Here is a 13,876-nt window from a genome sequence, read left to right on the forward strand (position 1 = left end):
TATATGTCTGAGCAAACTTTCATCCAGGGTCCAGTTGGTAAAATTGAACTTTTCGTTGACCGCCCTGAAGGTGAAATCAAAGGCTTTGCGGTTGTTTGCCATCCGCACCCATTGCAAGGTGGAACTCCTCAACATAAAGTCCCTGCTCTTTTAACCCAAATTTTTAATGAATATGGTTGTATTGTTTACCGTCCTAGTTTCCGTGGTTTAGGCGGCAGTGAAGGCGTTCATGATGAAGGTCATGGTGAAACTGAAGATATTTTAGCTGTAATTGAACACGTTCGTAAGCTTCATGAAGGCCTACCATTTTATGCAGGTGGTTTTAGCTTTGGTTCACATGTTTTAGCAAAATGCTTTGCACAGCTCGAATCTGAATTACGACCTGTACAGTTAATTTTATGTGGTTTACCAACGGCTACTGTAGTAGGTTTACGCCACTATAAAACTCCTGAAATTCAAGGTGATATTCTCCTCATCCATGGTGAGCAAGATGACATTACTTTGCTTTCAGATGCGATTGAATGGGCAAAACCACAAAAGCATCCAATCACGATTTTACCTGGTGCTAACCACTTCTTTACAGGTTATTTAAAACAGCTTCGCCAAATCATTACACGTTTTATTATCATGAAATAAACGGTAACTTGATGGGTATAGATTGAGTCTACGCCCATCATTTTATAAGCCGTTTCATTATTGAAAATTATTCCAACTCAGCCCAAAACGGGCCAAATATTTTTTCACCCGATCACTATCGTTCGTTGTATTACGTTGTTGACGAGACACCGAAAAAAGTTGTCTTCCCACCTCTGCCATTGATTTTGAATTTTCACAAACTTTAAGTACCCCACGTAATTGAATCTGGTCAAATTCATCTATTTGCTCTAGTTGTTCAGAACTCAAATAGCTCAATAGAATGTCTGCATCTCTATTTCCATCATTGCAAGATGCGGTCTGAATAAGCCAAAGTTGCTTTAACCGTTGAATTTCTTTTTCTACAGTTTCACGGCGAATTAACTCACCTTCCGATAAAGTTGCTAAACGAGTCACGCTCGCGGCTAGATCTCTAAAATTTCCTTGCCATGATGCATCTGCTGATTTAGCAAATTTTAAATACATTTCTAAAGCTTCACGTTGAAAACGTAATTGTCTTTGATGAATTGCTGCAAAACGTTGTAGCTCAAAATCAATGTTGGGGGCAATATCTTCTATACGGTCTTTTAAATTTGGTAAAAAGAATGTCCATGTATTCAAACGGGCCCATAAATCTTCACGAAAACGACCAGCCCGAACTTCATTACGTAAATCACGGTTAGTACCAGCTATTAGTTGAAAATCGGCCTGAATTTCCTTATCACTCCCAACAGGAAAAAAGCTTTTATCCTCTAGTGCTTTTAGCAGCATAGCTTGCTCATCAAGTCCCAATTCACCGATTTCATCTAAAAATAAAATGCCTTGGTCAGCACTTTTTAATAAACCAGCACGAGATGCAGCTGCTCCTGTAAATGCACCTTTTATGTGACCAAATAAGGTCGACATAGCACTATCACCACGTAAGGTTGCACAGTTAACATCGATAAAACGACCGCTTAATTGAAATTTATCTTTCTTTAATTGAAAAATCTGTTTTGCCAAATGAGACTTACCAACCCCTGTTGCCCCCATAATTAAAATAGGTGCACTAGAACGGGTTGCAACTAATTCAACTTCCTCAATAAGTTGATTAAACGCTTTATTATGAGTAGAAATATTGGCTTTAAGTTGTTGCCAATTTTGTTTTTGTTCATCATCGAAGCGCTGTTTTAAAACATCGTATCGAGATAAGTCTAAATCAATAATTCTATATTCACCTTCTGAGGTCTTTTGCTGATTAGGTGAACTTTGGATAAGTTGAGCTGGTAAATAATGCGCATCTATCAATAAATACCAACAAATTTGAGCAACATGCGTTCCCGTTGTGATATGCAATAAATAGTTATTTTTTTCGACATCAAACGGATAGGTTTTTACAAAATCATAGAGTGCACCATAAACTTCAGCAAAATCCCAAGGATCTTTTATACTGACCTTATGTCCAGAAACCTCAGTTTGTGGAGAGATTTCTTTAGCATCCGCTGCTATAGACTTAACTAAATTAAGATGTTGTCGGTCGTGTAACAGTACCAATTCATCTACAAGCAAATCTTCATGCATTAACAGGCTAATCGTAGGACGCCAACGTTGCCATCGATCTGGCTTTCTCCCCTGATCAAGTGTAGAACCGACAAAGCCAATAACGACTGTTTTCTTTGCATCCGCCATAATTTCTATAAAATTTTATAAGTGTCTATAATATACAATACGCATTTGACCAAAAAATTCCAAGAATATGCTTCATTTTACTTTTTTAGGCACATCTTCCGGTGTACCTACCCTGACACGTAATGTTTCAGGATTAACAGTTCGTAACAGCAAAAATAAGGACTGGATTTTAATTGATGCCGGCGAAGGTACACAGCACCGCGTTCAACAAGCCAGACTTTCTCTACAAAACTTAGTTGCCATTTGTATTACACACGTTCACGGCGACCATTGTTATGGTCTAGTTGGTTTACTAGCAAGTGCAGGCATGAATGCCCGTAGCAAACCATTAATCATGATTGCACCGAAAGAAATTCAGCAATGGTTTGAAATCACTGCCCAGCTTACTGACTTACACTTACCTTACTCACTACAATTTATTGATGTAAATGAAGCAATGCAGCCACAACAAATCACTGATGAATTCATTGTTCAAGCACACCTACTAAGCCATCGTGTTCCAAGTTTTGCTTTTAGTATTTATATAAGATCTATTCAAAAGAAGTTAGATACCCAAGCTCTAACTCAGTTAGGCGTACCTCAAGGCGATATGTGGGGCCATTTAAAACGAGGCTACAATATTGAATTTGAGGGAAAAATATTAAAAGCTCAAGACTTTATCAAAATTCAAAATCAACAAGTTCATGCAATTATAGGTGGAGATAATGACCAACCTGAACTGTTAGCAGACGCTTGCAAAGATGCTCAACTACTTATTCACGAATCAACTTACTTGCAAACGGTTTTAGATAAAGTAGGAAAAGGTCCAATGCATAGCTCAGCAAAAATGGTGGCTGAATTTGCAGAGCAGCAATCTCTGGGTAATTTAATTCTGACGCACTTTAGCCCTAGACATCAGGATAAAGCTGGACAGCACGCTATTGCTGAAGAAGTTCGCCAGTTTTATAAAGGTCATTTTTATTTAGCAAATGATTTTGATGAGTTTACTTTAAACGAAGCTGGACAGCTTTTAAAAGTCGATAAAAATCGTAAAGCCCATTAATAACATATATCTAAAAATATATTTAAATATCTTTTTAGATATATGTTAAACGTTAAAATCTCCAATAAAAATTAATCACACAGAGAAACCAATTATTTTTACATATTAATTTCAATAACTTAATTTAAAGTTAAGTGTTTTTTAAAAAAGTTGGCACACTCAGTGCAATAGTACAAAGCACACAACATCATTGGGATATTGTGAATAACACCTGCCTGCAAACGCTTGGCAGGCAGGCTTTGAAAGGAAAAGAAAATGTCTGTCATTGAAGAAATTAACCAACAAGCTCAATTTGAACAAAAGCAGCAAGAACGTTCTTATCAAGTTCTGCAAAATGAAAAAAGTATGCCAGTCAAAATGTGGACTAAAGGCGTGCTTGTTGATGACAACTCAAAACAACAATTATTGCAAACTGCTCAAATGCCTTTTATTTATAAATGGATGGCTGTAATGCCAGATGTACACTTCGGTTTAGGAGCAACTATTGGTAGCGTGATTCCAACTAAAGGGGCAATTATTCCTGCTGCTGTGGGTGTAGATATTGGTTGTGGAATGATGGCAACCCGTACAAGCTTAACTGCTTCAGATTTACCAGATAACTTACATGCTCTACGTACTGAACTAGAACGATTAATTCCACATGGAATGACTAAGCGCGGACGTGATCGAGGGTCATGGGAAACTCCACCAGAAATGGTAGATCACGCTTGGTCCGATCTAGTGGCAGATTTTGAATACATTTGTGCCAAACATCCACGTTTAAAAAACACCAATAACCGTAAGCATTTGGGAACTTTAGGTACTGGAAACCATTTTGTCGAAATCTGTCTAGATGAGCATGATCATGTCTGGATTATGTTGCACTCAGGTTCTCGTGGTGTAGGAAATGCTATCGGTAACCATTTTATCGAACTTGCACGTAAAGACATGCAGAAGCATTTCATTAATTTGCCAAATAAAGATTTAGCATATTTAGTCGAAGGAACTGAACACTTTGATGATTACTGGTTTGCTGTAGGTTGGGCTCAACGCTTTGCGATGAAGAACCGAGAAATCATGATGCAATCTGCGATTAAAGCCTTGGCTACGATTGTACCAAAGCCTTTTCAGGCACGTTTGGAAGCAGTGAACTGTCACCATAACTATGTGGAAAAGGAAGAACATTACGGTGAAGAAGTAATGGTTACTCGCAAAGGTGCAGTCCGTGCACGCCTAGGTGAATACGGTATTATTCCAGGTTCAATGGGTGCGAAGTCGTTTATTGTCCGTGGACTTGGAAATCAGGAATCTTTCTGTTCATGTTCGCATGGTGCAGGCCGTGTTATGAGCCGTACTGAAGCAAAACGACGTTTTACTGTGGAAGATCAGATTGCACAAACTGAAGGTGTGGAATGCCGTAAAGATGCTGCTGTTATTGATGAAATTCCATCGGCATATAAACCGATTGAAGATGTAATGAAAGCTCAAAGCGATTTGGTTGAAGTGGTGTATACCTTACGACAAGTGGTGTGTGTTAAAGGGTGATTATGGAAAAAGATAGTTTAGATATTCGAAGCTATAGAATCAGGTCAAATGAAGAAAAGCATCTGTTTCTGCCTAGATATCCCTATTCCATCATCTTGGTTGTGGAAACCGATCAAATTCTGCCTAAATGGCGTAATTGGATCTGTGAGCAGATTGTCTATTCAAAACACTGTATTCAAGCAATGGTTACAGGGTATAAGTGTTCTATTTGGCAGGATGTCCTAGATGAAACATATCTATTTTTTTACAACTATCAACCACCAGCCGATCATTGCTTTATGACAACTTGGCAAGAAGATGAAACTTTAGAAGACATTACTGAATGTGCAAAAACTACTATGCAATTAGAAGATATTTCAAACTTAGTGATTGTACATATTGAATAAAAGGTAAATAAAATGAAACTCGCAGAAGCACTTTTACTTCGAAGCGATCAACAAAAAAAGCTTGCTTCGTTAAAACAACGAATTAATGCCAATGTATTGGTACAAGACGGTGATGAACCTAGTGAAGATCCAAATGAGCTCATCAAACAAGTATTCGCTTTAACTCAGGAAAGCAATCAATTGATTTGTCGTATTCACTTGACCAATGCACAAGCAAAACTGGAAGATGGCAAAGTATTATTGTCTCTATTAAGCTTGCGCGATAGTTATGCTGAACAGCATAAGATTTTAATAGATGCGATTGCCAATACACATCGAGAACCTGATCGTTATAGCTCACGTGAAATTAAGTGGAAGAAGGTCATTCCGGTTTCTAGCTTACAAAAGCAGGCGGATGATATCAGTGCGAAACTCCGTGACTTAAACGTTAAAATTCAGGCTGCTAATTGGCAAATTGATCTAATCGATTAAACAATAGATTTTGTGAAATCCTTTTCACAATCAAAGTTTGGACATACTGGGCGAGTACAAGATCCTGCGTTACTTCGATCTGAGGGATTGAAAATAATTCAGGCGGCTATGGCAGCATGTGAGCCGTGCATCGATATTCACTTATCAGGCTCAGCACTATGCACCTAGTAAACCTTTGTCAAAAGCAAAGTCACGCGTTACTTCGCATTACCATGTACTGACAGTATGTTCATTAAATTAGAAAATAAGGAAAATATAAGTGAATACAGTTTTGGCAAATATGCCAAAAGCCATTCAAATTGATGGCTCACAAGGTGAAGGTGGTGGACAGATTTTAAGAACCGCCCTTACCCTTTCAATGATTACAGGTCAGGCATTTGAATTAATTAATATACGTGCAGGACGTAAAAAACCAGGATTAATGCGTCAACATTTGGTTTGTGTACAAGCATCTCAACAAATTAGCCAAGCTTATGTAGAGGGTGCTGAATTACATAGCCAACGTTTATATTTCGCACCTCAGCATGTTCAAAGTGGTAAATATCAATTTCAAATCGGTTCAGCGGGTAGTACAACACTGGTTTTACAAACGCTTCTACCTGTTTTGTTATTACAAAATGAAGCTACTGAACTCACCATTTCAGGGGGTACACATAACCCACTTGCACCAACAGCAGATTTTATTGAACACTGCTTTTTACCTGCTCTAGCTCAAATTGGAATTAACGTAGATTTTAAATTAAGTAAAGCCGGCTTCTTTCCAATTGGTGCAGGTGAAATTCAGGTTACCGTTCAACCATGGCAACATCGAAACAAGCTAAATTTATTAGATCGCGGTGCTTTGCAAAGTAATGAGGCCTTTGCAGCTATATTAAATCTTTCAGAAGAAGCACAGATAGCACAACGTGAATTAACCACATTAAGTAAAAAACTAAACTTAAGCTCTCAGCAGCAATTTCATTTAAATGGAATTAGCCAAGGCAATACAGTCTATGTGAAAGTTACTCATCAATATCACACTCAACTGTTTACGGCTTTAGGTGAGATGCGCAAAAGTGCAGAGCAAATAGCTGAGCATTTAGCAAAAGATGTAAATCTATATTTATCTTCGCAGGCTGTTGTAGATGAGTATTTGGCAGATCAATTGCTTCTACCTTTAGCTCTAGGTCAAGGTGGTGAATTCACCGCACAATGTATTAGCGAACACACTCGTACTCAAGCAGCCATGATTGAAAAATTTATTGATTGTGAAATCGAGTTTATCGAGTTAAATCCACATCATTTTCATGTAAAAGTTAAAGTTTAAGAAGCTCACAATTGAGCTTCTTATTTGTAAAAACTACTCTACAGATGCTAAAGCTGTTACCAGCAGCTTCCAGCATTTCTCTACAGTATCAACTTTGACTCGTTCACCCGGTGCATGTGCCCCCTGAATATCTGGTCCAAAAGAAACCATTTGTAAATGTGGATAATGCTCGGCAATAATCCCACACTCTAAGCCTGCATGAATTACTTTTAGATTTGGCTCAATATTAAATGCATTTTGATAGGCCTGCTGTAAGCACTTTAGAGCAGCCGAATCTGGATTTGGTGTCCAACCCGACACTAACGGCGTAAGTGTAGAGCCGATATTAAATTGACTGAAATGTTTTTGAATTTTTTCTGCAAAGTCTTGAGCTTCTTGATTCACCATTGAGCGAACCATTAAAACAGCTTTTCCACCTTCTCTATTTAGTCTCACCACTCCAATATTATTTGAAGTCTCAACTACATCTGATAGAACCTGACTCATACTTGCAACGCCATAAGGACTTGTTGCTAAAGCTTGCAACCATTCATTTTGCTGTTGTTGAGCAATCACTTCGGTCACTTCAGCACTATTAGGCTGAATAGTTAATTGCAGATTGTCATCAATACCTTGTAGCTGTTTTTTCCATGCTGTTTGATATTCAGCGAGTAATTTTTCTAATTCAGGCAATTGGTTAGATGAAATGGCAATGGTTGCTACAGCTTCGCGAGGTAAAGCATTACGAGCTGTACCACCTATAAACTCAACAAGTCGTCCACCAAGCTTCGCTAAATGCTGATTTAAAAAACGGGCCAGAATAACGTTGGCATTACCACGTCCTAAATGGATATCTACGCCAGAGTGGCCACCTTTAAGACCAGCCATCTGAATATTAACAATATTCAAATTTTCAGGAATTGGTTCATAATTAAGCGGTTGCTCAACTTCAACATCAATACTACCAGCACATCCGAGATACAACTCGCCCCACTCTTCTGTATCAATATTAAATAGCCACTTCCCTTTTAGTACCCCTGCCTGTAAAAGTCGCGCACCACTCATACCTGCTTCTTCATCCACTGTTAAAAGAACTTCAATTGGCCCATGAGCAATATCATTTGAGTCTAAAACTGCCAAAGCTAATGCTACCCCAATGCCATTATCAGCACCTAAAGTAGTATCTTTAGCAATTAACCAGCCATCTTCGAGGACTGGCTGGATCGGGGCTTTAAAGAAGTCGTGTACTGTGCCAGTATTGGCTTGAGTGACCATATCTAAATGGCCTTGCAGAATAACGCCAGACACATGTTCTTTACCCAGAGTCGCATTCTTACGAATAATCAAATTCCCCACTTCATCTACATAAGTTTCTAAATTCCGACTTTCGGCCCAGTTTTGTAAAAACTCACGAAGTTGCTGTTCATGCTTTGACGGACGAGGAATAGTACAAAGTGTTTGAAAATGCTGCCAAACGACTTGAGGAGATAATGCTGCAATATCAACTTGTGTCATGAAAACTACACTCTAATTATGTAAATAACTTAATAATTTCAATATACACAAAGCATTAAAGATAGGTAGCGATTTCGGGAAAGATTTTGTATTTTTATATTTAATTTAAAGAAATTGTACGACTTTTCTAAAAAGCCGTACTTCACAAATAAGTCTTAACAATAATATGTTTAGCTTTTCCACTCAAATGCTGAAAAGCTATGATCGGCCTTTAAACTATTTTCAACGGCCTGTGCAAGCTGACGAATAATACTTTGTGTTTCGATTTTCTCAAACCAGTCTTGTTCTTCATCAGGATTGGCAGAGATTTCACACATTAAATGCCCATCATGGTCTGTTTGCTGGCAAGTAATAGACAATGGTAAAAGGTGATTATCAATACTTACTTCCACCTTTTCATGTTCATGCACAATATGCTGTGCATCAAAACCATAATTCCCCAATTGTTTAAACAGTAAAGCCGCTACATATTCTTGAGTGATATGGCATTCATTTGGTGGATGATCAAGCACCCCATGTTGTGGGCAACTGGCAATAAATTGTAATTTTTTCATCCTTTGTCCTAACACTTTTATCATTATCTGCGCTTAGCATAAGCAATAAACAAACAGCAGCCAAGCCTTTAGCCCGCTGCTGCCGTTGCTATTGTGTTAGCAATTATAAAATGTGTTAGGTCAAAAGTTATTGGCTAACTTCGATTGTTAAGCCTGCACGATTCGCCAACTCCGTGAAAGTCGGAAAGCTTGTCGCCACAGTTTCAGTACCCTGAATGGTAATCGGACCAGAATTACGAAGCCCTGCCATACTAAAACTCATGGCAATACGGTGGTCATGATGTGACTCGATTTCACCGCCAGCAAAGATTGGTGACCAATCGCCAGCTTTGCCTTTACCTTCGATAATGATGCCATCATCAGTTGGCGTACAATCAATACCCATGATTTTTAAGCCATCAGCCATGACCTGAATGCGGTCAGACTCTTTCACACGAAGTTCTGCCGCACCAGTTAATACTGTTTGGCCTTCGGCACAAGCTGCTGCAATAAATAAAGCGGGGAATTCATCAATTGCTAAAGGAACTTGGTCTTCCGGCATATGAATGCCTTTAAGTGTGCGTGAACCTTTAATATGAATATCAGCAATCGGTTCGCCACCAGCAATACGTTCATTTTCAACAGTCAGGTCAGCACCCATCTGTTTTAAAATTTCAATTACGCCAGTACGTGTTGGATTAATACCTACAGCTTCCAGAACAACATCGGAACCTTCTGTAATTGCAGCACCCACCATAAAGAAAGCAGCAGATGAAATATCAGATGGAACCTGAATATCAGTACCTATTAATTTCCCGCCACCAACAAGAGAAATCTTGTTGCCTTCGGTTTTAACATCATAACCAAAAGCACGAAGCATACGCTCTGTGTGGTCACGAGTTGGTTCTGGCTCAGTTACCGAAGTTTCACCTTCAGCCCATAGGCCCGCAAGTAAAATACCCGACTTCACCTGAGCAGATGCCATTGGCAAGTCGTATTGAATGCCTTTTAATTGCTGAGCACCAGTAATACTTACAGGTGGTGTGCCTTTCTCACCTGTTGTCTGGATTTGCGCACCCATTAAACGCAATGGCTTAGCAATACGCTCCATTGGACGTTTAGAAAGTGAAGCATCACCTGTCATGACAGAATCAAACTTTTGTGCTGATAACATGCCTGAAAGCAAACGCATGCTGGTTCCAGAGTTACCCATATACAAGGCACTCGCTGGTGCTTTTAAACCATGCATGCCCACGCCATGAATGGTCACTTCACCATTTTTAGGGCCTTCAATGCTTACACCCATATCACGGAAAGCTTGTAAAGTTGCTAAAGCATCTTCACCTTCAAGGAAGCCAGTTACATGAGTCGTGCCTTCTGCAATAGCACCAAACATAATGGAGCGATGTGACACAGATTTGTCACCCGGTACGGTAAATTTACCTTTAAAAGCCTTATTTCCCGGTAAGATACTGAATTGCTGTGTCACCTTATTTTTCTCCATTAAAGGTTTTTTGGCTAACATATGATTGAAATGCTGACGTGCAGCCTGAGCATGGCCGAGTAAACCCATTAATGCATGAGAGTCTTCGTTTTCAATCAATTTTCTAAGTACGGCAAGTTGCTTTTCGAAGCCATCTACAGCATTTAATATGGCTGTTTTATTGGCAAAGAAAATGTCATGCCACATTTGTGGATCACTAGCTGCAATCCGTGAAAAGTCACGAAAGCCACCTGCTGCATAGCGGAAAATATCAAGGTTATCTTCACGATTCGCAAGTTGCTCAACCAAATTAAATGCCATCAAATGTGGTAAATGGCTCGTATGCGCCAAAACCTCATCATGCTTGGCAACGTCCATACAAATGACTTCAGCTTTAGCAGCAGACCAAAGTTGAATCAGTTTATCAACAGCCCATGCTGCACTTGTTGGTAACGGCGTTAAAATCACTTTGTGATTTGCAAATAAATCGACCTTACCTGCATGAACGCCCGTATGCTCACTACCAGCAATAGGATGTCCCGGCACAAAACCTGCTGGTAAATCTTCACCAAATACAGCTTTTGCTGCATCAACGACATTACCTTTTGTACTTCCTACATCAGTTACAATCGTGGTTTCTGTCAAATGAGGTTTAATTAGCTCAAGCACTTTTTGTGTCGCACGTACTGGCAAGGCTAAAACAACTAAATCTGCCCCTTTCACAGCCTCTACAGGATCAGAAAATCCTTCTTGTATTAAGCCAAGTGATTTTGCATCTTCTAAAGTTTTCTGTGAGCGTGTAGAAGCCACAATATTTGTCGCCAACTTTTCAGCAACAATAACCCGTGCCAAACTCGACCCGATGAGTCCTAAACCAATAAATGCAACTTTTTTAAATAGGGGTTGTGACATAACTTCAACTTTGCTTTTACTCAAAGTGATTTAAACCTTTGAGCAATTTGTTTTTAAGCATAATGACATGACCATCTTGATGCATGTCATTATTCCAACATGAGTAATTAGAGAACGGCAGCAGGATATGAACCTAAAATACGAAGCTCTTTCACCATTGGACGAATATCATTGATTGCAGCAGCAACATTCTCTTGATCGATATGACCTTCTAAATCGATAAAGAATACATATGCCCATTTTTCAGGTAATGCTGGACGGGTCTCAATACTTGTTAAGCTAATATTATGTTTTGCAAACGGCGCTAAAATTTCTAATAAAGCACCAGCACGGTCATGTGCTGAAATTAATAATGAAGTTTTGTCATTGCCACTTTGTGGAATTTTTTCACGGCCAATGACTAAGAAACGAGTGGTATTTTCCGGATTATCTTCAATATTGCTATGTAAAATTTCAAGGTTATACATACCTGCTGCAATATCTGATGCAATCGCTGCTGAATGCCATTCGTTGCGAATACGACGTGCAGCTTCTGCATTTGAGTTTAAAGCAACACGTTCAACACCCGGATAATGCGCGTCTAACCATTGACGACATTGAGCCAAAGTTTGTTGGTGTGCATAAATCTGTTTAATACTGTCTTTACGTGTATTTTCAGAGACTAGAAATTGATGATGAATACGTAATTCAACTTCACCAATCACATTTAAATTCGATGTTTTAAAACAATCTAAAGTATGGTTCACAATACCTTCAGATGAGTTTTCAACCGGAACTACACCATAATGAGCGCTACCCGCTTCCACTTCACGGAACACTTCATCAATTGTTGGTAGTGGACGAACAACTGCATCTTTACCAAAATGCTTAAGCACGGCAGATTGAGTAAAAGTCCCTTCTGGTCCTAAGAATGCAATACTTTGCGGAGCTTCTAAAGCAAGGCAAGCAGACATAATTTCACGGAACAAACGCGCCATGGTGACATCAGACAAAGGACCTTGGTTGCGCTCCATGACTTTGCGTAAAACTTGTGCTTCACGTTCAGGACGATAAAACAAAGGATTCTCTTCGGAAGCAAATTTAGCTTTAGCAACAGCTTCAGCAAGGCTTGCGCGGCGATTTAATAATTCTTGAATCTGTTGATCTACACTATCAATATCTTCACGAATTTGTTCTAAACTAAGAGAAGTCGTTTTGTTTTGATCATCGTTGATCATTAGAATGCAGCCTCAGTAAAATCATCTTTTAAACGAGAGTATAACAATAGTCTGCTTTGATTTGTTAGGCAATATAGCTGTAAGAGCTTTTTTCATTAACCTTTTTGCTTCCATTTCTTGATTACTTTATTTGATAATGATTTTCATTTATCATTTGTATAATAAATTTTATTATCGCCCATTATGCAAAGATCATTTTTCCTTTTATCTACTAGTTTTTTATTGAGTACTTTAATAAGCTGTTCTACCTTCGCCCAAACGCCTATACAAAATCAACCAAAAATCGTTTTTCAAAATAATCAGGCTCAATTTCAAATTAAATCTAAAAATACAGGCCATGATTATCTTATTCAAATTTATAAACCGCCTGTCGCCCCGCCCCAACATGGATATCCAGTACTTTATATATTAGATGGAAATGCTACATTTCCAAGTGCTGCCAATATTGCTCAGTCGATTGGCACTGGTTCTACCAAATTAGGACTAGATCCACTAATGATCGTAGCGGTTGGTTACCCTCAGCAAAAAACCTTTGATGTGCAAAAGCGTGCTTATGATTACACTCCAAAACCTTCTGCTGAATTTCAAGCACAAGGTAAATATAAATATGGGGGTGCTGATCAGTTTATTGCTTTTTTAAATAGCGAACTCAAGCCTACAATTGCAAAACAATTTCCGATTAATAGCCAACAACAAAGTCTTTATGGACATTCTTTTGGAGGTTTATTTGTGCTTTATCATTTTTTTCAAAAGCCAGATGCATTTCAGCGTTACTTTGCTGCAAGCCCTTCCCTCTGGTTTGACCAAGGCATGTTATTTCAGCAGTTAAATCATTGGCAAAGTCAGAAACCAAATCATTCCCCTTTACTCATGACCACAGTCGGTACACATGAGCAAGGTGGTCCTCGCACTCAACTTAACAATAAATTTAATGAAACAGATTTCTTTAAAGCCTTAGAAAATAAACGTTCAAACCAATTTAGTTATTGGCATTTTTATAATCCAGCTGAACAACACATTACAAATTTGTATGCGAGCTTGCCTAAAGCGCTTATGTTTGCTTCGTGCAAAGACCTAGAAAGCTGTAAATCTTTATTTGATGGGCCATTGCAGCAGCCAGCCAAGTAAAAACATAATTACATTTAAAGATGATTATTTTGTTGTTCTTAAAGATAGTCCTCTTAATATATAGATTGGTTATACTGAC

12 protein-coding genes are annotated in these 13,876 nt (G+C 38.7%); 7 read left to right on the top strand and 5 right to left on the bottom strand.

Going from position 1 to position 13,876, the window contains the following annotated elements; all coding sequences use genetic code 11:
• The first annotated feature begins 3 nt into the window (after window positions 1-3).
• Entirely contained in the window at window positions 4-636 is a 633-nt protein-coding gene (locus J663_RS02530) for an alpha/beta hydrolase (RefSeq protein ID WP_033847595.1), read from the top strand.
• Between the two features lie 57 nt (window positions 637-693).
• Here J663_RS02530 and rtcR read toward each other — a convergent pair whose 3' ends face one another.
• The gene (gene rtcR / locus J663_RS02535; RefSeq protein WP_033847596.1) at window positions 694-2,301 is read right to left on the bottom strand and encodes an RNA repair transcriptional activator RtcR; all 1,608 of its coding nucleotides are present in this window, start codon (window positions 2,299-2,301) and stop codon (window positions 694-696) included.
• Window positions 2,302-2,368: 67 nt separating this feature from the next.
• Here rtcR and J663_RS02540 point away from each other — a divergent pair, with 67 nt between their 5' ends.
• From J663_RS02540 to rtcA, 5 genes are all read left to right on the top strand, one after another.
• Entirely contained in the window at window positions 2,369-3,343 is a 975-nt protein-coding gene (locus tag J663_RS02540; RefSeq protein ID WP_033847597.1) for a ribonuclease Z, read from the top strand.
• A 255-nt stretch (window positions 3,344-3,598) separates the two neighbouring features.
• The gene (locus J663_RS02545) at window positions 3,599-4,867 is read left to right on the top strand and encodes an RtcB family protein (protein WP_033847599.1); all 1,269 of its coding nucleotides are present in this window, start codon (window positions 3,599-3,601) and stop codon (window positions 4,865-4,867) included.
• A 2-nt stretch (window positions 4,868-4,869) separates the two neighbouring features.
• On the top strand, window positions 4,870-5,253 hold the full coding sequence (locus J663_RS02550; RefSeq protein WP_033847601.1) for a hypothetical protein: 384 nt from the start codon (window positions 4,870-4,872) through the stop codon (window positions 5,251-5,253).
• 12 nt (window positions 5,254-5,265) lie between these two features.
• Complete coding sequence (locus J663_RS02555) at window positions 5,266-5,724, top strand: DIP1984 family protein (RefSeq protein WP_033847602.1); 459 nt, start codon at window positions 5,266-5,268, stop codon at window positions 5,722-5,724.
• A 259-nt stretch (window positions 5,725-5,983) separates the two neighbouring features.
• On the top strand, window positions 5,984-7,030 hold the full coding sequence (rtcA, locus tag J663_RS02560; RefSeq protein WP_033847604.1) for an RNA 3'-terminal phosphate cyclase: 1,047 nt from the start codon (window positions 5,984-5,986) through the stop codon (window positions 7,028-7,030).
• A gap of 33 nt (window positions 7,031-7,063) precedes the next feature.
• On the opposite strand, the gene J663_RS02565 is transcribed toward rtcA, so the two are convergent.
• From J663_RS02565 to pheA, 4 genes are all read right to left on the bottom strand, one after another.
• Window positions 7,064-8,524: an aminoacyl-histidine dipeptidase gene (locus J663_RS02565; RefSeq protein ID WP_033847607.1), complete on the bottom strand. Its 1,461-nt coding sequence runs from the start codon at window positions 8,522-8,524 to the stop codon at window positions 7,064-7,066.
• 170 nt (window positions 8,525-8,694) lie between these two features.
• Window positions 8,695-9,078, bottom strand: coding sequence for a hypothetical protein (locus tag J663_RS02570; RefSeq protein ID WP_000735997.1), 384 nt, complete (start codon window positions 9,076-9,078; stop codon window positions 8,695-8,697).
• 127 nt (window positions 9,079-9,205) lie between these two features.
• Window positions 9,206-11,452: a bifunctional prephenate dehydrogenase/3-phosphoshikimate 1-carboxyvinyltransferase gene (locus J663_RS02575; protein WP_033847609.1), complete on the bottom strand. Its 2,247-nt coding sequence runs from the start codon at window positions 11,450-11,452 to the stop codon at window positions 9,206-9,208.
• A gap of 107 nt (window positions 11,453-11,559) precedes the next feature.
• Complete coding sequence (pheA, locus tag J663_RS02580) at window positions 11,560-12,669, bottom strand: prephenate dehydratase (protein ID WP_002049199.1); 1,110 nt, start codon at window positions 12,667-12,669, stop codon at window positions 11,560-11,562.
• Between the two features lie 183 nt (window positions 12,670-12,852).
• Here pheA and J663_RS02585 point away from each other — a divergent pair, with 183 nt between their 5' ends.
• Entirely contained in the window at window positions 12,853-13,797 is a 945-nt protein-coding gene (locus tag J663_RS02585; RefSeq protein WP_033847610.1) for an alpha/beta hydrolase, read from the top strand.
• The last annotated feature ends 79 nt before the right edge of the window (window positions 13,798-13,876 follow it).

Origin of the sequence: Acinetobacter sp. 826659, assembly GCF_000588515.1 — a bacterium.
In the GTDB taxonomy this organism is placed as follows: Bacteria; Pseudomonadota; Gammaproteobacteria; order Pseudomonadales; family Moraxellaceae; genus Acinetobacter; species Acinetobacter pittii.

Coding starts and splice junctions, on each gene's coding strand:
- rtcR (WP_033847596.1), bottom strand. CDS start 2,301: ATGGCGGATGCAAAGAAAACAGTCGTTATTGGCTTTGTCGGTTCTACA.
- J663_RS02565 (WP_033847607.1), bottom strand. CDS start 8,524: ATGACACAAGTTGATATTGCAGCATTATCTCCTCAAGTCGTTTGGCAG.
- J663_RS02545 (WP_033847599.1), top strand. CDS start 3,599: ATGTCTGTCATTGAAGAAATTAACCAACAAGCTCAATTTGAACAAAAG.
- pheA (WP_002049199.1), bottom strand. CDS start 12,669: ATGATCAACGATGATCAAAACAAAACGACTTCTCTTAGTTTAGAACAA.
- J663_RS02550 (WP_033847601.1), top strand. CDS start 4,870: ATGGAAAAAGATAGTTTAGATATTCGAAGCTATAGAATCAGGTCAAAT.
- J663_RS02570 (WP_000735997.1), bottom strand. CDS start 9,078: ATGAAAAAATTACAATTTATTGCCAGTTGCCCACAACATGGGGTGCTT.
- J663_RS02530 (WP_033847595.1), top strand. CDS start 4: ATGTCTGAGCAAACTTTCATCCAGGGTCCAGTTGGTAAAATTGAACTT.
- J663_RS02585 (WP_033847610.1), top strand. CDS start 12,853: ATGCAAAGATCATTTTTCCTTTTATCTACTAGTTTTTTATTGAGTACT.
- J663_RS02575 (WP_033847609.1), bottom strand. CDS start 11,452: ATGTCACAACCCCTATTTAAAAAAGTTGCATTTATTGGTTTAGGACTC.
- J663_RS02540 (WP_033847597.1), top strand. CDS start 2,369: ATGCTTCATTTTACTTTTTTAGGCACATCTTCCGGTGTACCTACCCTG.
- J663_RS02555 (WP_033847602.1), top strand. CDS start 5,266: ATGAAACTCGCAGAAGCACTTTTACTTCGAAGCGATCAACAAAAAAAG.